Consider the following 18,928-nt stretch of genomic DNA (forward strand, 5'->3'; position numbering starts at 1 on the left):
CTTTCATTGCAATTTTATGAAAATAAAAGAATGACATCGCTAATTATGTTCATTTTAGAATCATCCACATCACCTTTAAATCTTAATAAAAATTAATGTTTACATTTTTTTCTATCCGATTGGTCTGATAAAAACTCAAAAACACAGTTAAATTTACATATTGAAACATTGAGTTTCTTTCTGTTTCACAAAGTGCTATTTGGTATCATTTGTGAGGTGGATAAACCTTATAGTGGATGAAACACTGCCTCCGGGTACAAAAGACATCGGTACTGGTTGAAAGTTCCATTAGTGACGAATTTTTGCCTGTAACCGAGATGATATGACCAATGAGGGTATTCATAATGATGAAACGTAATATTCTGGCAGTGGCTATCCCGGCGCTGTTGGCTGCTGGTGCAGCAAACGCCGCTGAAATCTACAACAAAGACGGCAACAAACTGGATCTGAACGGTAAACTGCATGCAGGTTACATTTTCGGTGATCAGAGCAAAACGCTGTTTGGCGACGGTGACAAAACCTACGCCCGTTTAGGTTTCACTGGCGAAACCAAAATCAATAGCGACCTGACTGGTTACGGTCGTTTCGAATATGAATTCAATGGCAGCGAAGGTGAAGACACCAACGGCAGCAAAGGCAAAACCCGCTATGCCTATGCCGGTCTGAAGTTTGCCCAATTTGGCTCTCTGGATTACGGCCGTAACAAAGGCATCGCCTATGACGGTATTTCTTATACCGACGTACTGCCGGAATGGGGCGGTGATAACAGCTACACCGATACCATTACTGGCCGTAACTCTGGCGTATTGACCTATCGCAACAAGAACTTCTTCGGCCTGGTTGATGGCTGGAACTTTGGTCTGCAGTATCAGGCCAAAAATGAACGCACTGGTGATGGCTCTGTTTCTTCTTCCAACCCGCAACGTGCTCTGAAACGCCAGAATGGCGACGGCTGGGGTGTTTCTTCTTCTTACACCGCTCCGTTTGGCGTAGGTATCATCGCTTCTTATGAAGCCGTGGACCGCACTGATGCGCAGCTGGCACAGGGTGAAGGCAAGAAAGCTGAAGCCTGGGCTACCGGTCTGAAATATGATGCGAACAATGTATACGTTGCCGCAACCTACGGTCAGTACCGCAACCTGACTTTCGTTAACGCAGCCAATATTGCATTCGCTGATAAAACCAAAGTCTTTGAAGCTGTTGCACAGTATACCTTCGATTTCGGTCTGAAACCGTCTCTGGCTTACGTCTCTGCTAAAGCAGATGACGAAACCGGCGCAGGTGCAGGTACCAGCGGTTATGTCCTCAAGTATGTCAGCGTGGGTTCGACTTATTCTTTCAACAAGAATCTGTCCGCCTCTGTTGAATACGCGATCAACCTGATCGACAACGATAACAACCCGTACAGCGTAAGAACCGGCAACAGCGTCTTCACCGGCCTGACCTACCAGTTCTAATCCCTTTTACGTTTTCAACGTAAAGAGGCAAAGCCAGGACATGTTCCTGGCTTTATTATTTCTGCGGTATCTCGTCTGCTTCTTCTCTACTGGGTATTTATACCACCACATTCCCTCCCGCCATTATTTCCGTTTCTTTTGATGCAAACGGTTGGCAAAGCCGGGCGCTGGCGTTAACCTGCTATTTCTGTTTACTCTCTGTCATGGATTACTTCGCAATGTTTGAAAAAATCTCTGCCGCACCTGCCGACCCGATTCTTGGGCTGGCCGACCTGTTTCGCGCTGACGAGCGTCCTCATAAAATCAATCTGGGGATTGGTGTCTATAAAGACGAAACAGGTAAGACGCCGGTACTCACCAGTGTTAAAAAAGCGGAACAGCTGTTGCTGGAAACAGAAACCACCAAAAACTACCTGAGTATCGATGGCATACCGGAATTTGCCCGTTGCACTCAGGAACTGTTGTTCAGTAAGCAGAGCGAGATCATTGCGAATAAACGAGCACGCACCGCACAAACGCCGGGCGGCACCGGTGGCCTGCGTGTCGCCGCAGACTTCATTGCCAACCAGACCAGCGCCAAGCGTATCTGGGTCAGTAACCCGAGCTGGCCGAACCACAAAAATATTTTCACTGCCGTCGGCCTCGAAGTCTGTGATTACACTTACTACGATGCGGTTAACCACGCGCTGGATTTCGACGGTATGCTGACCAGCCTCAATGCGGCTCAGGCCGGCGATGTTGTGCTGTTCCATGGCTGTTGTCATAACCCCACCGGCATCGACCCAACACAAGCGCAGTGGGCGCAGTTGGCCGACCTGGCGCTGGAAAAAGGCTGGCTGCCGCTGTTTGACTTCGCCTATCAGGGCTTTGCCCGTGGTCTGGATGAAGACGCCGAAGGGTTGCGCATTTTTGCCGCCAAACACAAAGAATTAATCGTCGCCAGTTCTTACTCCAAGAACTTTGGCTTGTACAACGAGCGTGTCGGCGCCTGCACTATCGTGGCGGCAGATACCGCTACTGTCGACACCGCATTCAGCCAGGTCAAGGCGGCGATCCGCGCCAACTATTCCAACCCACCGTCACACGGTGCGGCGGTTGTGGCGACGGTGCTCTCCAACGAGTCGCTGCGTAACATCTGGGAACAGGAACTGACGGCAATGCGTGAACGTATTCAGCGCATGCGTCACCTGTTCGTCAGTACGCTGCAGGAAAAAGGCGCCAATCAGGATTTCTCCTTTATCATCAATCAGAATGGCATGTTCTCTTTCAGCGGGCTGAGCAAGGATCAGGTGCTGCGTCTGCGCAACGAATTTGGGATTTACGCGGTGAACTCCGGCCGAATCAACGTGGCGGGCATGACACCGGAAAATATGGCGCCGCTGTGCGAAGCCATCGTTGCAGTGCTGTAATGATACTTGCCGCCCTTTTTAAAGGGCGCATGCAGACAAAAAGGCCAGCAAATATGCTGGCCTTTTTATTGCCCAATACAATGGGAATCAGTCAGTATCGCGCACAAACGGGTTAGTACGACGCTCTTCACCAAATGTGGACATGGGTCCGTGACCCGGAATGAAAGCGATATCATCGCCCAACGGGAACAACTTGTTGCGGATGGAATCCACCAGCGCCTGATGGTTCCCTTGCGGGAAATCACTACGCCCTACTCCGCCACGAAAAATCACATCGCCAACCTGTGCAAAACGCGCCTGTTCATCGATGAATACCACATGACCCGGCGTGTGCCCCGGGCAGTGCAGAACCGATAATACCGATTCGCCAATGGCGACGGTATCACCTTCCTCCAGCCAGCGGGTCGGTACCAGCGGCGGACAATCATTCAAACCAAACATCCGACTCTGGGCGGGTAGCCCGTCGAGCCAGAAGGCGTCTGCCTGTTGCGGGCCAACGATCGGCACCTGAAAATGTTCAGCCAGCGCCGCGGCGGCGCCCACATGGTCCAGATGACCATGCGTCAACAGAATCTGCGTCACCGTCACGCCGGTCTGCGCCACAACCTGCTTGATTTTGTCTGCTTCGCCGCCGGGATCAACAATGGCAGCCTGCAACGTTTTTTCACACCATAACAGCGTGCAATTCTGGCTAAAAGCTGTGACAGGAATAATCTGGTACTTCATACCGCTCCGTTTTACTTCAATCCTTGTTCAAGGGAATGCCGACTTCGCCTACTCAGTGATTCATGTTACCAGGTGCGAACCGCGCCGGTATCAATGTGCACAAAATTGCTCTGCGGGTAATAGCCAACGCCGCCGGCACGCATTTTCAACGCGGCTTTTCGAATATTAGCCAGTTGGACCCCTTCGATATGGAAGTCCATGGCTTTTCCCTGGGTGTGATAGCTCTGTTTTGCCACGCCCTTACTGTGCGACCGTAAATCCTCATTGGTGCTGTAAGAACGATAACCCGAGATCAGCTGTACCGGCTTGGCAGAACCCAACATGACTTGCAGGCGGTATAGCTGATCAAACAGCGCCGGGTCGATGGTTTTGACCTTGTTCGCCCGATAATCGCGGAAGAAATGGTTTAACCGGGATAACTCTTCTTTGTTATAACGACGACCATCGAAGAATTCGACTTTGAGGCGCTCACCGGTATTGATATTGTTCAGCGTAAGAATGCGCGGACGAGCCGTAGATAACGAAGCCAGCGATTGACCCGGTAGCAGTGCTATCCCTAACGCCGCGCCGCCGAGCGCCAGCCATTTGCGTCGATGATTATCAATGTGTTCCATAAAGCTTGAGTACCCTGGGCTAAAAAAAGCGAAGAGAAGAACAACAGGTGAAGCGGTACGTAAAAAATGCACCGCTTCGCACCTTAACTGCCTGCGGCAGGAGCGTCAACCGGCTTTACGCCAACTCTGGCGCGAGGTCCCACCGCTTTTCGCCTGACAACGCCCGTGGACGCAACCCGAGAATTGCCCGCATTACGGATACTTACTGTAATAATAATCCAACCTTAGACAAAGCCAGCGCGCCGGTTTTCACCGTATCATCATAATTGTAAATATCTGTGCGGAACTGCGGTTTGCCATCATCAGCCACCCAGGCAGTCAGGTAGTAAAAATTCACCGGTACTCTTTGGCGCACCGCCACATAAGTGGTGTTGCCCTGCTCAAGGGTTGACGAAATACGGGCATTGTTCCAGCCGGCATCCTGCAATAATAGTGCCGCCAATTCCGATGCCTTGTTAACACGCACACATCCCGAACTCAGCGCCCGGATATCTCTCTGAAACAAATTATGGTTAGGCGTATCATGCAGGTAGATGGCGTCCGTATTCGGCATATTGAACTTATAACGCCCCAGCGAATTGCTGTCCCCCGGCGCCTGACGCAGGCGGTACGGGAAGTTGCTGGCCGAAACCATCGGCCAATCGATCATCGAAGGATCAATCGGCTGAGCGCTTTCGGTCCAGTCTGACAGTACGGTATAACCGTGGCGCTGCAGATACCCCGGGTCCTGAATCACCTTAGGAATGATGTCCTGACGGGTAAGCGTGGTAGGCACGTTCCACGGCGGATTCATCACCACATTGCTCAACGAACTGTTCATCAGCGGCGTCTTGCGTTTAGGCTGACCGACAATCACCTTTGACGACAAAATCTCCGCGCCATTCTGATAGTAACTGAGCGAGTAGTTGGGAATATTGACCACGATGCCGCTGCTGACCTTGTCCGGCACCAGCCGCAGGCGCTGGATATTCAACGCCAGCAACGTAGCGCGCATCTGCGAAGAGACATTGAGCCAGTCGCGGGTTCGTTTACCAATCACGCCGTCATCCTGCAGCCCTTGCGAGTGCTGGAAGCGTTTCACCGCATCCACAACCGCCCCGTCATAACGCAGCGGCGATGTATCACCTGGCGACGCCTCATTAAACAGCGGCATCGCGGCACCATCCTGATTCAACATGCCGGTTCGCAGCAGAATCTCTTTTAAAACCGGTAACGCGTTGCTTTCATCGCCGGGACGCAATGAGTCCGCCAGTATAAGTTTCGGCCAGGGACGGTTGTCCGTCAGCATGTTTTTCAACGCGTCGTGCATTTTTGCATACTGGGAATGACGAGGCGCCAGCGACGCAATAAACGCCAGCCCGTTGCCCGATGCAACCGCCCGCTGCCACTGCTCAATCATCTCCGCCGATGGCATAGCCAACTTATAGGGAACGCTGCTGTACAACCAGCTGTTGCCGTTTTTCTCCACCCCGGCAACAAACTGCATGTACCCGAGCATGGCGTCCGACAGCACCACATCACGGGCAAAACCGTTTAATTTCGGGTCGGTCAGCCAGGTGACCCAGGTAGTGAATTGCGGTTGAATACCGGAAAGCGCGACTTCCGCCAGTTGCTGCTGAAACGCTTTGACGACGTGGCTGTCGCTCCACATCGGTTGCATGTGCTGGCGCGTATAAAGCGCGGTCAATTCGCCAAGATAATGAGGTGAAATACCGGCGGGCAAACCAGCGGTAACAGAGGTATGACTTTTTGACGCGGCCGATGACACTGCACTGCCCGGTGCAATCGGCGAAGCCGCCTGAGCAGAAAACGAAGTCAACAGACTACCCAGCCAAATCGAGCTGGCTACCCCCAGAAGCAGTCTTTGTGTATTTCGTTTGACTAACAACATCCATTTATCCCCTGTACATAAAATGACACTGCTTTTATCACACTGCGTTTTTCGCAACCGGCCTGTTTCTGTTAGCCAATTATTTTTCGCAACCGATATATCCGTTGCAACAAACCGCCGTGGCGCTCGGAATAGTTCGCCCTGACGGGCAAACCGCGTCACGAATAATGGCGGGGTACTCCCTAGTTTATACTGATTTTACGGCGTGGCATGGGAAATAATAAGCCAGTTACTCCCCTAATTCTGACCATCATACAGTCAGTTATCTTATCGTTCCCCATCAGACTCGCCTACCGAGGCCACGTATTTTAGCTGGAACAGGAAATCTCCAGATGCTTGCCCCATGTCGGCGGCAACGCGGCCAGATCGGCCATGTCCGGCTGCTCCGCATAGGGTTGACGCAACGCCCGGTGCAAACGCCCGAGTAAGCCGATATCCTCCCGCTCCGCCTGTGCTATCGCCTGCTGAGCCAAATAATTGCGTAACACATAACGCGGATTGGTCTGCTTCATCCGACGCTGGCGCTCAGCGTCGTCAACGCTTTCCAGCGTCAGCCGCTGACGGTACGCGCTGAACCAATCGTCAAATACCGGGCGATCGATAAACACGTCCTGTAACGGTGAGTAGCTGCTGTGCCGTTCTGTTTCCGACAATAGTCGAAAAATGTGGGTATAGTCCGCCTGCTCGCGCTGCATCAGCTTCAACAGCCCCACCAGCAACTCGTTATCCTGCGCCTGCGGCGTATCAAAACCGAGTTTGGCGCGCATCAGTTCGCCGAAACGTTGCATCAACGCGGGTTCATAGCGATCCAACGCCCGTTGCAGGATATCGCTGGACATCAACCCCGATAGCGACTGCGCCAGGCGGTGCAGGTTCCACAACGCCACCGCCGGCTGATTATCGAATGCGTAACGCCCCTGATGGTCCGAATGGTTACAGATGTAGCCGGGCTGATAATCGTCCATAAAACCGTACGGGCCGTAGTCGATGGTGAGGCCAAGAATGGACATATTGTCGGTATTCATCACACCGTGGGCAAAGCCAACGGCCTGCCAGTGAGCAATCAATCGCGCAGTGCGTTCCACAACATCGCTGAACCACAGGTAATAGCGATCGGTTTCCTGCTGCCACTGCGGCCAATGGCATGCGATGACATACTCCGCCAGCTGACGCACCTTTTCCGGTTCGCGGCGGTAATAGAAATGTTCGAAGTGACCGAAACGGACATGGCTATCCGCCACTCGCAATAGCATCGCCCCCCGCTCTTCCTGCTCACGCTGTACCGGATGGTCGCTGCTGACGATAGTCAGCGCACGCGTAGTGGGAATGCCGAGATGGTGTAGCGCTTCCGACGCCAGAAATTCGCGCACCACCGAGCGCAATACCGCCCGGCCGTCGCCCATGCGTGAATAGGGGGTCAATCCCGCGCCTTTAAGATGCCAGTCTTGTGTACGTCCATCCGCCAGTTGCTGTTGTCCGAGCAGGATGCCGCGTCCATCACCCAACTGCCCGGCCCAGCCCCCGAACTGATGACCGCTGTACACCTGAGCCAGCGGCGCCATGCCCGGCAACAGCTGTTCTCCGGTCCAGATTCGGCGGTTGTCGCCGTCAAACCAGTCGTCCGATAACCCCAGTTCCTGAGCAAGCGTGGCGTTATGATATAGCAAACGCGCACCCTGCAATGGCGTGGGCGTCAGCTCGGTGTAAAACCCCGGTAGTTGCTGGTGATAATGGTTATTAAACAGAAGGTGATGCGACATAATTCCCCCTTTTCCGTCAGTGTAGAACCGCGGCAGGAGAATTAACACGGAATAAATACAGGGATATTAGCCGTATGGAAACATTAACAAATAATATAGATAGCGTATGGCCTACAGGCAGCAGGCGCCAGCCGCAGCCGGACGCCCGCATTGGCTAACCGTAACAGGCAACCGGCATCAGCGCATTATCCAACGCTTCCGGCGGCAAGCTCGGCCATAATTGTCCCTGGACAGCGTTGACGTCAAGCTCACATATTTTTTCAAAACTGGCTATATTATCAATCCCTTTCGCCACGACTTTCAGCGAAGGGCAATGTTTTTTCATCACCTGCAACATCGGATTAATAATAGAAACAGACGCGGGTCGGGTTAATAATTTATTGATAAACGCGGCGTCCATTTTCACACTGGCAACCATACCATCATAAAATGGCTTCAGATTCATTTTCCCGGAACCGAAATTATCCAGCCATAAATGGAAAGACTGGCTTAATTTAGTCAGTTGGGAATTATCCCGCCCACGGGATATATCAGGAAAACTCTCATTAATTTCAAGCTGCAAAAAAGGCAGCGCGCGAAACTCCTGGCCCAGCAATTCATCGTTAATCAGAAAATTCGTTAATGTATGATCGATCTTCAGCAGAACAGTCACCCGGTTATTGATAAACCAGGCTGATTTATCCTTCAGGATTGCCAGTTGCTCTCTCAGCAAGGTTCGCTTCTGCCGGTGGTTCAGCATGCCCAGTAAGATATCCTGTGGCATAGACAGACTTCCAGCCGTGCTCTGAAAACGTCCGATCATCTCTAGCGCCAGCAACCGTGAATCCAGATGATAAATCGGAGAGAAAAGATACTGACTGACATAGTCAACTTCAAGCTGGATACGCATAGTGTTATAGCCAGATTAAAAAGGTTAAACCCGCCGTAACGGGCAGCCAGACAATGCATGCCTGACCTGAATCCTATTCGCTGCTACCACTCCAGAAACATTAAAGATTATTAACTATAATACTCAAACGGGGCGCATAATATTATGCTGATTCAGCAGCTATTATTCCGATTCAACAATCGTACGCCTAAATACCCGTAAGAAGATATGATAAATAATCTCAATCCTTTTCTTCACGCGAATACCCATTTGGTTACTACCGGAACCGACACTAATCTATAATTCGGTGGTATCGAAAAACAATCCGTTTTTCATTTTTCAGACAAAGCCCTAATACCCATTTCAAATTATTAACGAATACTTTCCGATAACCAGACAATCAATGCGTTTATTTCGTTATGCTGTTGGGGAAAATCCTCCGCCAGCCGCTCGCCAACAGCCACCAGCGCATCCGGACGGTATGACACCCCTTCCAGCCGCTCCGCCAGCGCTTCCAGCGGAGTGGGATTGAGGCTATCGGTAAAGAGCTGACAACGGCTGATGACGCCACGCTCCACGTCGAAATGCAGTTCCACGCCACCCCAGTCAAAACGGGTATCCAGCATATGGGTAAATTCCGGCGCCTGACCAAAATTCCACGCCCAACTGCTCTGGCGCGCGAACAATTCAGCGAACCCCGGCAGATCCGGTAAAACGTCAGGTGAGATAATCTCCGGTTGGCACCGGGTTTGATAATGTTCGAAAAATGCCTGCGTAACGGCATCGCAAATCGTCTCATGGCTAATCCCCGGCAACAACTCCGCCAGATTAGCCACCCGCGAACGTACCGATGCAATGCCTTTGGCTTGCAATTTCTTAACATCCGGATTGAGGTAATCGGCCAGACGGGAAAGGTTGGCCGCCAGCAATAACGTCCCATGATGAAAACCGCGATCGGCGCTTTCCCGATAGGCGGAACCGGAAATCTTTCTCACGCCATCCGCAGTTTCAACCACCAGGTCGTTGCGCCCTGATGCCTGCGCCGTCACCCCGCACATTGCCAGCGCCCGCAGGATAATGCCGGTGGAAACGCTCTTGTCATAGCCGGGTTTGCCCGCCATGAAGGTAAAACAGGTATTGCCGAGATCGTGGAATACCGCCCCGCCGCCACTACTGCGCCGCGCCAGTTTGATGCCATCCTGCTCCATGCGCCGGGTATTACATTCTTTCCACGGGTTCTGCGCCCGACCGATCACCACGGTTTCCGCATTGCGCCATAAAAACAGTACCCGCTGCGTGGTCGGCATCTGCCGGAAAATGCACTCCTCCACCGCCAGATTGAACCAGGGATCGACAGAGTCGGAAATCAGCAAACGCAGTGCAGGCATGGCGAAACTCCGAATAGCAGTTGACCGCCGCCGGGCGGTCGGAAAATCAGATGCGACGGGCCTGCCAATAGGCCCGTTTCCAGTAAACGTTGTTCAGCGACGATCGCATAACGCCACGGCTGGTGGAGGCATGAATAAACTGATCATTGTTGTCGTAGATGCCGACATGCAGCCCATTTTCGCCGCTGCCGGTACGGAAAAAGACCAGGTCGCCCGGCAGTAATGCGTCACGATCGACGCGAGTGCCGACTTCAGTCTGCTCCTCCGTCGAGCGCGGCAGCGTCAAGCCGAACCGGTCACGAAACGTCAGATAAACAAAACCGGAACAATCGATGCCGTTCTGATCCAACCCGCCATAGCGATATGGCGTGCCACGCCACTTTGCCAGTTGGGCGTGCAACTGCGCCCGCACCTCGCCGGCATCGCCCAGGCGAGTACTCTGCGGAACGTGGCTGCTGCATCCAGCCAGAAACAGCGCCATCAGTATTAACCAGAATCTCCAGAACTTCATGCATCGTGCTCGCTGTTGACGGGGAATAACTGTTGACGAAGAACAGTTGTTGATGAAGAACAGTTGTTGGTGAAGAACACCCACAAAAACCGAATTACGTCATATTATCATTTGCGCCCGGGCATTAATCGGCCGAAAACAGAGAATTTTTCTGTTGTGACAGCGCGTTACGAAGAACATTTTGCCTGGCGTCACCCGCGAACCAGCCGGAAACCATATCGGCCCGGCATCGGGGCTTCCCCCGATGCCGTCATTCCTGCTGCGCCAGCATCCAGTGGCGGCCGTCCAGCGCATAACGCGTAAACGCCACCCCAAATACCGGGGACAGCGTTTCCGGCTGCATCACATCAGCGACCGCCCCTTGCGCCATCAGCCCGCCACGCGACATCAGCCATACCCGGTCGGCATGATGCAGGGTATGGTTCAGGTCGTGGCCCGACGCGATGACCGCAATCCCGGCCCGGCACAGCTCTGCCAGCAATGAATCCAGCGCCACACGCTGGGCGATATCCAGACTGGCGGCCGGTTCATCCAGCAACAATAACCGGGCTGAAGGATTGAGCGTCGGCCAGACTTGCAGCAGCACCGCCGCCAATCTGACCCGTTGCCATTCACCGCCGGAAAGCCGGGCCAGCGGACGACGTAGTTTATCCGTCAGCGACAATCGCTCGGCCAACTGCTGCACCACCTTATCCACGCTTTCAGCATCGCAACGCGACGGCTGGTGCAACTGCAGGTACTGGAACACCGGCATCAACGCCAGTGCGCTATGGTGTTGCGGCAGGTAGGCGCGTACCCTCGCCAGATCGCGCGCCGACCAGTCGGCAATCGCCTGCCCCAACAGCAGCGTCTCGCCGTCCCCCGGCTGTAATCCGGCCATTAACGCCAGCAGCGTGCTCTTACCCGCGCCATTGGGGCCAATAATGTGCACCAGTTCGCCCGGGCGGCAACGCACCGCCACCGATGACAAACGTCCGGCGACGCTAACGTTGTGCAGGTACAGCAGCGGTTGGGCAGACACCGTTACTGCGCCAGCGCCTGCTCAATAGCTTTGATAATCGCGCCGTCATCCGGCGTCATATCCGGCGAGAAACGCGCTATCACCTCGCCACGGCGATTGATCAGAAATTTTTCGAAGTTCCACAGGATATCGCCCGGATGAGCCGGCGCCTGTCCTTTGCTGACGCGGCGCTCGTAAAACTCGCTACCCTGCGGCCGCAGCGCCTCCGGTTGCGCCTGAATCAACGCCTGATACAACGGATGGCGCCCGCTCCCGTTGACATCAATTTTGCCAAACATCGGGAACTGTACGCCGAACGTCCCGCGACAAAACGCGTGTATCTCTTCATTGCTGCCCGGCTCCTGCCCGGCAAATTCGTTGGAGGGAAACCCCAGTACCGCAAACCCGCGGTCACGATAGGTTTCATACAGATTCTCCAGCGCTTCATATTGCTTGGTCAGCCCGCACTGCGAGGCGACGTTGACCACCAGCAGCACGTTGTTGCGCCAGTTTTCCAGCGATGCCTGACGGCCATCGATAGTTTGCAGGGGAATTGCGTATAGCGTATTGCTCATCGTCTGTTCCTTTTTCGTCACACCGGCTTGCCGCCGGCCTGTTCATCATTGCGGGGATCACGCCTGATGGCGCAGCAGCAGCCAGATAAACCAGGGCGCTCCCAACGTGGCGGTGACTACGCCAACCGGCAGCTCCGCCGTCGCCAGCAACGTGCGCGCCAGCGTATCCGCCAGCATCAGCACAGCGGCGCCAGCCAGCCCGCACCCGGTTAATAGATAGCGCTGATCGGTCAGCCCGCACAAGCGCAAAATATGCGGGATGACCAACCCGACAAAGCCGATCACTCCAGCCAGCGCTACGCTGATGCCCACCAGCGCGCCCATAGCCAACACCAGCACATTGCGCCAGTAAAATACCGCGACCCCCAACTGCCGGGCGGCCAGCTCGCCCAGCGCCAGTTGATTGAGCACCCCGCCGCAACGCGCCAGCCAGGCCAGCAGCGGCAGCATCAGCAACATCAATCCGCCGTAACGCCAGTCGACCCCGCTGAATCCCCCCATCATCCAGTACATCAGCTGGCGCAAATCGAGGCTGGTGCTGAAATAGACAACCCAGGTCATCAGCGCGTTGCAGATAATGCTCAGCGCCACCCCGATCAGCAGCAGGCGCGCGTTGGACACCCCGGCGCGGGAAAAACGCAGCAACATCAGTGTCACCAGCAGCGCGCCCGCGATGGCGCACAGGCTGAGGCTCCAGACCGGCAGCATCCCTTGTCCTATCAGCACCGCCAGCACCAGCGCCACGCCCGCGCCGCTGGATACGCCGAGCAACCCCGGTTCGGCCAGCGGATTATCGAACACCGCCTGCATCACCGCGCCGCCCATCGCCAACCCCGCTCCGACCAGCATCACCGCCAGCGTGCGCGGCAATCTAAGCTGCCAGATAAACAACGATGAGTCCGAATCCAGCCAGTGCGCCGGCCCAATCCAGCGCTCGCCGGCGCACAGGCTTATCGCCACGCCGACCGCCAGCAACAGCCATAACCCCAACAGCCGTTGGCGATCTCGCCTGCGCTGCTGCTGTTTCAGTTGGGTATAACGCACCGGGGTTGACTGCATGGGGTCGCCTGCAATGAAAAATCGGACAATGGCAATCATGATGCGCATATCCGCAGTGATATCAAGCTGATGCCGTGAATTTTCGCCAGGGAATGGAAAGCGGCTCGCAAAGTATGCCGCCAGGGATCATGACCCATTCCCCCGCCGCATTGTATGAGATGTGATTATCTTATCCAGATTGATTGTTTTTTAATCGCCGCAATCTCGGCTACCTTTATATCTATAGGTCATTATCAACACATCTGTTAGATCATCATCAACCAGTTATTCTGCGGGGTAAATTATGCTGACATCCCTTTGGCGCACGCTGTATCGCGGCCGGCGAAAAAACGAAAGCCGGCAGACCGAGCCATCCGGCAACTGCGTCGAATGCGAATACAGCTTCTACAACCACGAAGCCAACCTGCCATTCGACCAGATTGAAGAGTGCCTGCGCGCCCGCCGTGATGCGCTGATGCAGGAACATCCGCCGCTGAACGACCCCATGCCCAGCGCCATACGCCCGCGCTGGGCGGGCAAGTCATCAGGTTCAGGCTGACGGGTGTCGCGCCAGCCAGGTGCGAACGAATTCCGCCACCACTTTGCTGGCAGGACCATAGATGTGTTCGTCGAACTGGCTCTGCACCTGGCTGGGCTCCAGGTTCAGTTCCACGGTATGTGCGCCGTGTACCTGTGCTTCGTGCACAAAGCCGGCGGCCGGATAGACGTTGCCCGAGGTACCGATGGCAACAAACAGGTCTGCTTGCGACAACGCATGATAAATGCGTTCCATCTCCAGCGGCATTTCACCGAACCACACCACGTGCGGACGCAACGGCGCCGGAAACTGGCAGCAGTGGCAACGCTCATCCACCGAAACGTCGCCCGTCCACTCAAAGACCTGCCCGCTCTGACTGCAACGCACTTTCAACAGCTCGCCATGCATGTGGATGATGCGCTTGCTGCCGGCGCGCTCATGCAGATTGTCAATGTTCTGGGTTACCAGCAGAAAATGATCGCCAAGCGCCGCTTCCAGTTCCGCCAGCGCCAGATGCGCGGCGTTGGGCGCAATCTCCGGCTGTTGTAACTGGCGGCGACGCTGGTTGTAAAAATTCTGAACCGTTTGCGGATCGCGATGAAACCCTTCCGGGGTGGCGACATCCTCCACCCGATGCTCTTCCCACAGTCCATCCGAGGCACGAAACGTGCGAATACCGGATTCGGCAGAAATCCCTGCTCCGGTAAGGACAACAACACGTGGTTTATTCACGTTTTTGACCACCAGATAATCAAGATGAAAAATGCGGGCACACAAACGCTGATGACGGAGACGCTTTCGCTGCCGAAAACGGTGTAATCGCTGACGCGAGTGCATGTCTGCTCCTTAGATTGTCTTGAGAGCGCATCGACTAATACGCTCTGCGTCCGCCCTGACAGCGGGATTGTCAGTCGTGCCCGTCATTAGGACTGACGCGGCGTCGGCTGACCCATCAAGTGTAGCAATGCTGCGCCGCGCACGCCGCCCGCATCGCCATAACGGGCTTTTTCAATACGCGGCACGCGGGCCACCGGCAACAGGCTGCCCGGCAATCGCTGCGGCAACTGGCGATAAATCTCGTCAAAATTCGACAAGCCGCCGCCCAGCACCACCAGGTGCGGGTCAACCAGCGTCAGCAGATTGCCGAGACACACCGCCAGCAACGCCAGATAGCGATCCACATGCGCCTGCGCCTCTGGATCGCCGGCGTAGAACGCCGCAATAATTTCCGGCGCCGACAGCGTACGCGGGTTGAAATGCGCATATAACCATTCGAACCCACGCCCGGAGAGATAGTTTTCCACACAACCGACGCGACCGCAGCCGCATTTTACGCGCGGGATCGTCTCACCGAGAATATCCAATGCGTCAACCGGCAAACGAAAATGACCGAATTCGCCGGCGATGCCATTCTTCCCGTCCACCACCTGCCCATTGACCACCAGACCGCCGCCCATGCCGGTGCCGAGAATAATCCCCAGCACCACCGGATAGGAGCGAAACGCCTCGTCCCAGGCTTCCGAAAGCGCAAAACAGTTGGCGTCGTTGCTGAGCCGAACCTCGCGTTGCAGCAATCGGCTGAGATCGGCGCGCAACGGCCGCCCCATGGCGGCGGGCAGATTCGCGGCGAACAGAGTACCATCGTCGGCATTCTCCATTCCGGGCACCCCCACGCCGACCAATCCGCGCCCGCCGACAAACGCATCGGCTTCTTCAGTCAGGGTCAGCAGGGTGCGCAGCAGGAGATCATAATCGTCCCGGGGAGTGGGAATCCGTTTTTGCCAGATACGCTGCAGATCGGCGTCAAACACCGCCAGCTCGATCTTGGTGCCTCCGATGTCAAAACCGTAATACATGGACGCTCCCTCAGCTTCAGACAGCATGACGCCGCCACTGCGCTCGCGCAGTGACGCGCGGGTTTACTGGCCGCTCAATATCCGGGCCGGGTCGATGCGGCTGGCGCGGCGGGCCGGATACCAGCTGGCAATCAGGCTCAGCACCAGCGAAGTGGCCAGCACGATAATCACATCCAGCATATGCAGTTCCGACGGCAGAAAATCGATGAAATAAATATCGCCGGACAGAAAACGATGGCCGGTAAGCGCCTCAAGACCGCGAATGATCGGGGTCAGTTGCAGCGTGACGACAATCCCCAAGACCGTACCCACCACGCTGCCGAGCAGTCCGGCCAGCAGACCGTACCAGACAAAAATGGCGCGGATCAGGCCATCGCCCGCTCCTAGCGTCCGTAATACGGCAATATCTCCGCTTTTGTCTTTCACCGCCATCACCAGCGTGGAAACGATGTTGAAGCAGGCCACGCCGATGACCAGCACCATCGCCAGGTACATGATGGTGCGGACCATTTGAATATCGCGGTACATATAGCCGTAAGTGCCGATCCAACTGCGAATATACACATAGACATTGATGGCCTCGCCGGCGTCACGCACCAGCTTCTGAGCGGCAAACACATCCTGCGCCTTGATGGCGATACCGGTGATGCCGTCGCCCAGTTCCAGATACTGCTGAGCATCGGCCAGCGGCACCAGCGCCAGGCTGTGATCCAGTTGGCCGCTTAGCTGCAAAATACCGGCCACCTGCAACCGAATGCGTTTCGGCTGCAACAGTTTCATCTGCGGGTCGCTATTGGGGATCATCACGGTAACCCAGTCGCCGTTTTTCACGCCCAGCGCATCCGCCACACCCTTACCGATAATGACCTGCTGTGCGCCGGCATGAAAACGCGACCAGGCGTTATCCTGCACGAACTGCGGCAGCGCGCTAAGTTTCAGTTCCTGTTGGGGATCCACGCCTTTGAACTGGATCGCCTTCAGGCTGGCGCCGTTTTCCAGCAACCCGGTAAAACTGACGTAAGGCGCCGCGGCGGCGACGCCGGGAACGCGTTCAATCTTCGGCAACAGCGGTTGCCAGTCCCGGAACGGCTGGTTGGCCGCTTCGATTTCACCATGCGGTACCACGGCCAGAATGCGGTTGTTTAGCTCGCGCTCGAAGCCGTTCATCGCGCTCAGACCGACGATCAGCACCGCCACGCCGAGCGCAATGCCCAGGGTGGAAATCACCGAAATCAGCGACACCATGCCGCTGCGGCGGCGCCCACGGCTGAAGCGCAATCCAACCAGCAGCGAAAGCGGAGGAAAGGTCATTGCGGCGTCCCCATCAGGGTCAACTCCTGCTGCAACTGACCGTCGCGCATTTCCAGCTGACGGCCAAGGCGGCTGGCTAAACGCAGGTCATGGGTCACCACCAGAAAAGCGGTGCCCTGACGCACATTCAGCTCACCCAGCAGTTCGAAAATGGCGTCGGTAGTGCGCTGATCGAGGTTGCCGGTAGGTTCGTCCGCCAGCACCAGCGACGGGCTATTGACCAGCGCGCGCGCAATCGCCACCCGCTGACGCTCACCGCCGGACAGTTCTGAAGAGCGGTGCTGACTGCGCTGAGCCAGACCAACGGCGGCCAGCATGGCCTGCGCCTTCTCTTTCGCCTCTTTCGGCGCCACATTGCCTATCAACAGCGGCATCGCCACGTTTTCCAGCGCGGTGAAGTCCGGCAGCAGGTGATGAAACTGATAGATGAAACCCAGCTCGCGGTTGCGTATCGCCGCTTTGGCGGCGGCCGACAGCTGGTTCAGCGTCTGGCCCTGAAATATCACGTCGCCGGACGTCGGTGAATCCAACCCGCCCAGCAAATGCAACAACGTACTCTTGCCCGAGCCGGAACTGCCGACGATCGCCATCATTTCGCCTGTCTGCATCTCGAATGACACATCGCGCAGCACATCGGTGGACAGGTTGCCTTCCTGATAGCGTTTACACAGCTGACGACACTGCAATAAAGGTGAATTACTCATAACGTAAAGCCTCTGCGGGATGGGTGGCGGCCGCGCGCCAGGAAGGATAAAGCGTGGAAAGCAGCGCCAGCAGCATCGCCACCAGCGCAATGGCGATCACCTGCGCCGGCAGGATCTGCACCGGCAGCGCGCCGCCGTCAATCAGCAGCCCGAGCATCGGCATCAGTGTATTGAGCTGACTGGCCAGCACCATACCCAGTATCGCCCCGACCAGCGCCCCCATCACACCGGCGCCGCCGCCCTGTACCATAAATACCGCCATAATCTGGCGGCGGGTCAGCCCCTGCGTCTGCAAAATAGCGACCTCGCCCTGTTTTTCCATCACCAGCAAGCCCAACGAGGTAATGATATTGAACGCGGCGACGGCCACAATCAGGCTTAGCAGCAGCCCCATCATGTTTTTCTCCATCCTCACCGCCTGGAACAGCTCGCCTTTGCGTTCGCGCCAGTCTTTCCACGCCGTCCCCGGCGGCAACGCCTGCTGACTGAGCGTGTCCACCGCCAGCGGCTGATTGAGCCACAGCCGCCAACCGGTAATGTTGCCGAGCGGGTAGCGCATCAGGCGTGAGGCGTCCTGCTGGTTGACCAGCAACTGATAGCCATCCACTTCGCTGCGGGCGGAAAAGGTGCCGGCCACGGTAAACAAACGCTGGCTGGGCACGCGCCCCATCGGCGTCAGTTGGCTGGCGCTGGTGACCATCAGCCGTAACTGGTCGCCCGGCTTAACGCCAAGCTGACTGGCCAACCGCTCGCCGAGAATCACCTGATACTGCCCCGGCTGCAGTTGCTGCAAACGGGTATTGACCAGGTAGTTCGCCAGCGGCTCCTGCTCGTCGGGGTTAACGCCGAGCATCACGCCCACCGCCACGCTGCGGGCGCTTTGCAGCACCACGTCGCCGGTCGTCAGCGGCGCGACACGGCTGATGCCTTTCAGGCTGGACAGCGAAGAAGACGGCAGCGTCTGCGGGTCAAGGGAGCCTTGCGGCGTGGTGATGATGGCCTGAGGCATCAGCCCCAGAATGCTGTTTTCCAGTTCCCGCTCAAAGCCGTTCATCACCGACAGCACGGTGACCAGTGCCATCACGCCGAGGGTGATGCCAATAGCGGACAACCAGGAAACAAACCGCCCGAAGCGGTCCGCGGCCCGCCCTCGCATGTAGCGCAGGCCGATGAAAAGTGCGACAGGTTGATACATGAAATCCGTCTGGATGAGGTTGCTAAAGCAAAGTGAACAAGGATAATAAAGGGTAGTACCACTTTATGGAACCCTAACCCTCTCTCT

The 18,928-nt window shown here is 55.8% G+C and carries 18 protein-coding genes; 3 read left to right on the plus strand and 15 right to left on the minus strand.

From position 1 onward, the window contains the following. Positions 1-344 precede the first annotated feature (344 nt). Together CPA59_RS13835 and CPA59_RS13840 are read left to right on the plus strand one after the other, a co-directional pair. Positions 345-1,457: a porin gene (locus CPA59_RS13835; protein WP_100849747.1), complete on the plus strand. Its 1,113-nt coding sequence runs from the start codon at positions 345-347 to the stop codon at positions 1,455-1,457. A gap of 218 nt (positions 1,458-1,675) precedes the next feature. Continuing rightward, positions 1,676-2,866, plus strand: a complete 1,191-nt coding sequence (locus tag CPA59_RS13840; protein ID WP_038919482.1) for an amino acid aminotransferase — start codon at positions 1,676-1,678, stop codon at positions 2,864-2,866. Between the two features lie 87 nt (positions 2,867-2,953). Here CPA59_RS13840 and CPA59_RS13845 read toward each other — a convergent pair whose 3' ends face one another. The 10 genes from CPA59_RS13845 to btuC all read right to left on the minus strand — a co-directional run bounded on the left by CPA59_RS13845 (position 2,954) and on the right by btuC (position 13,258). Continuing rightward, entirely contained in the window at positions 2,954-3,592 is a 639-nt protein-coding gene (locus tag CPA59_RS13845; RefSeq protein ID WP_038919484.1) for an MBL fold metallo-hydrolase, read from the minus strand. A 65-nt stretch (positions 3,593-3,657) separates the two neighbouring features. Continuing rightward, a complete protein-coding gene (locus CPA59_RS13850; protein WP_049855092.1) occupies positions 3,658-4,206 on the minus strand; it encodes a YcbK family protein in 549 nt (182 codons plus the stop codon). Between the two features lie 202 nt (positions 4,207-4,408). Next, entirely contained in the window at positions 4,409-6,097 is a 1,689-nt protein-coding gene (ldtD, locus tag CPA59_RS13855; protein ID WP_107759739.1) for a L,D-transpeptidase, read from the minus strand. A gap of 308 nt (positions 6,098-6,405) precedes the next feature. Then, entirely contained in the window at positions 6,406-7,857 is a 1,452-nt protein-coding gene (locus tag CPA59_RS13860; RefSeq protein ID WP_107759741.1) for a protein adenylyltransferase SelO, read from the minus strand. Between the two features lie 154 nt (positions 7,858-8,011). Continuing rightward, positions 8,012-8,746, minus strand: coding sequence for an EAL domain-containing protein (locus tag CPA59_RS13865; protein WP_049855089.1), 735 nt, complete (start codon positions 8,744-8,746; stop codon positions 8,012-8,014). Between the two features lie 350 nt (positions 8,747-9,096). After that, positions 9,097-10,113 (minus strand): lipoate--protein ligase A, encoded by a 1,017-nt coding sequence (locus CPA59_RS13870; RefSeq protein WP_049855088.1) that lies wholly within the window; start codon positions 10,111-10,113, stop codon positions 9,097-9,099. A 46-nt stretch (positions 10,114-10,159) separates the two neighbouring features. Then, complete coding sequence (locus CPA59_RS13875) at positions 10,160-10,624, minus strand: NlpC/P60 family protein (RefSeq protein ID WP_038668077.1); 465 nt, start codon at positions 10,622-10,624, stop codon at positions 10,160-10,162. 250 nt (positions 10,625-10,874) lie between these two features. Next, on the minus strand, positions 10,875-11,645 hold the full coding sequence (gene btuD / locus CPA59_RS13880) for a vitamin B12 ABC transporter ATP-binding protein BtuD (protein WP_038919489.1): 771 nt from the start codon (positions 11,643-11,645) through the stop codon (positions 10,875-10,877). A 2-nt stretch (positions 11,646-11,647) separates the two neighbouring features. Further along, entirely contained in the window at positions 11,648-12,199 is a 552-nt protein-coding gene (locus CPA59_RS13885) for a glutathione peroxidase (RefSeq protein WP_038919490.1), read from the minus strand. Between the two features lie 57 nt (positions 12,200-12,256). Next, positions 12,257-13,258 carry a vitamin B12 ABC transporter permease BtuC gene (btuC, locus tag CPA59_RS13890; RefSeq protein WP_038921027.1) on the minus strand — a complete coding sequence of 334 codons (1,002 nt, stop codon included), beginning with the start codon at positions 13,256-13,258 and terminating at the stop codon, positions 12,257-12,259. A 283-nt stretch (positions 13,259-13,541) separates the two neighbouring features. Here btuC and CPA59_RS13895 point away from each other — a divergent pair, with 283 nt between their 5' ends. Continuing rightward, positions 13,542-13,796 carry a hypothetical protein gene (locus CPA59_RS13895; protein ID WP_049855087.1) on the plus strand — a complete coding sequence of 85 codons (255 nt, stop codon included), beginning with the start codon at positions 13,542-13,544 and terminating at the stop codon, positions 13,794-13,796. On the opposite strand, the gene cobB is transcribed toward CPA59_RS13895, so the two are convergent. The 5 genes from cobB to lolC form a co-directional block, all read right to left on the minus strand. After that, complete coding sequence (gene cobB, locus CPA59_RS13900) at positions 13,788-14,612, minus strand: Sir2 family NAD+-dependent deacetylase (protein ID WP_038919492.1); 825 nt, start codon at positions 14,610-14,612, stop codon at positions 13,788-13,790. The genes CPA59_RS13895 and cobB overlap by 9 nt on opposite strands. Before the next feature lie 86 nt (positions 14,613-14,698). Beyond that, the gene (gene nagK / locus CPA59_RS13905; protein ID WP_038919494.1) at positions 14,699-15,631 is read right to left on the minus strand and encodes an N-acetylglucosamine kinase; all 933 of its coding nucleotides are present in this window, start codon (positions 15,629-15,631) and stop codon (positions 14,699-14,701) included. Between the two features lie 63 nt (positions 15,632-15,694). Beyond that, on the minus strand, positions 15,695-16,942 hold the full coding sequence (lolE, locus tag CPA59_RS13910) for a lipoprotein-releasing ABC transporter permease subunit LolE (RefSeq protein ID WP_107759743.1): 1,248 nt from the start codon (positions 16,940-16,942) through the stop codon (positions 15,695-15,697). Next, positions 16,939-17,646, minus strand: a complete 708-nt coding sequence (gene lolD, locus CPA59_RS13915) for a lipoprotein-releasing ABC transporter ATP-binding protein LolD (protein WP_038919496.1) — start codon at positions 17,644-17,646, stop codon at positions 16,939-16,941. The genes lolE and lolD overlap by 4 nt, the downstream gene beginning before the upstream one ends. Beyond that, positions 17,639-18,841 carry a lipoprotein-releasing ABC transporter permease subunit LolC gene (gene lolC / locus CPA59_RS13920; protein WP_038668061.1) on the minus strand — a complete coding sequence of 401 codons (1,203 nt, stop codon included), beginning with the start codon at positions 18,839-18,841 and terminating at the stop codon, positions 17,639-17,641. The genes lolD and lolC overlap by 8 nt, the downstream gene beginning before the upstream one ends. Positions 18,842-18,928 lie beyond the last annotated feature (87 nt).

This window comes from Dickeya sp. Secpp 1600, from assembly GCF_003049805.1.
GTDB lineage: Bacteria > Pseudomonadota > Gammaproteobacteria > Enterobacterales > Enterobacteriaceae > Dickeya > Dickeya fangzhongdai.

What these genes read in the sequence shown, in the direction of transcription:
- CPA59_RS13860 (WP_107759741.1), bottom strand. Translation starts at nt 7,857, where the DNA reads ATGTCGCATCACCTTCTGTTTAATAACCATTATCACCAGCAACTACCG.
- lolC (WP_038668061.1), bottom strand. Translation starts at nt 18,841, where the DNA reads ATGTATCAACCTGTCGCACTTTTCATCGGCCTGCGCTACATGCGAGGG.
- CPA59_RS13835 (WP_100849747.1), top strand. Translation starts at nt 345, where the DNA reads ATGATGAAACGTAATATTCTGGCAGTGGCTATCCCGGCGCTGTTGGCT.
- lolD (WP_038919496.1), bottom strand. Translation starts at nt 17,646, where the DNA reads ATGAGTAATTCACCTTTATTGCAGTGTCGTCAGCTGTGTAAACGCTAT.
- CPA59_RS13885 (WP_038919490.1), bottom strand. Translation starts at nt 12,199, where the DNA reads ATGAGCAATACGCTATACGCAATTCCCCTGCAAACTATCGATGGCCGT.
- ldtD (WP_107759739.1), bottom strand. Translation starts at nt 6,097, where the DNA reads ATGTTGTTAGTCAAACGAAATACACAAAGACTGCTTCTGGGGGTAGCC.
- CPA59_RS13845 (WP_038919484.1), bottom strand. Translation starts at nt 3,592, where the DNA reads ATGAAGTACCAGATTATTCCTGTCACAGCTTTTAGCCAGAATTGCACG.
- CPA59_RS13870 (WP_049855088.1), bottom strand. Translation starts at nt 10,113, where the DNA reads ATGCCTGCACTGCGTTTGCTGATTTCCGACTCTGTCGATCCCTGGTTC.
- CPA59_RS13865 (WP_049855089.1), bottom strand. Translation starts at nt 8,746, where the DNA reads ATGCGTATCCAGCTTGAAGTTGACTATGTCAGTCAGTATCTTTTCTCT.
- btuC (WP_038921027.1), bottom strand. Translation starts at nt 13,258, where the DNA reads ATGCAGTCAACCCCGGTGCGTTATACCCAACTGAAACAGCAGCAGCGC.
- CPA59_RS13895 (WP_049855087.1), top strand. Translation starts at nt 13,542, where the DNA reads ATGCTGACATCCCTTTGGCGCACGCTGTATCGCGGCCGGCGAAAAAAC.
- lolE (WP_107759743.1), bottom strand. Translation starts at nt 16,942, where the DNA reads ATGACCTTTCCTCCGCTTTCGCTGCTGGTTGGATTGCGCTTCAGCCGT.
- CPA59_RS13850 (WP_049855092.1), bottom strand. Translation starts at nt 4,206, where the DNA reads ATGGAACACATTGATAATCATCGACGCAAATGGCTGGCGCTCGGCGGC.
- nagK (WP_038919494.1), bottom strand. Translation starts at nt 15,631, where the DNA reads ATGTATTACGGTTTTGACATCGGAGGCACCAAGATCGAGCTGGCGGTG.
- CPA59_RS13840 (WP_038919482.1), top strand. Translation starts at nt 1,676, where the DNA reads ATGTTTGAAAAAATCTCTGCCGCACCTGCCGACCCGATTCTTGGGCTG.
- CPA59_RS13875 (WP_038668077.1), bottom strand. Translation starts at nt 10,624, where the DNA reads ATGAAGTTCTGGAGATTCTGGTTAATACTGATGGCGCTGTTTCTGGCT.
- cobB (WP_038919492.1), bottom strand. Translation starts at nt 14,612, where the DNA reads ATGCACTCGCGTCAGCGATTACACCGTTTTCGGCAGCGAAAGCGTCTC.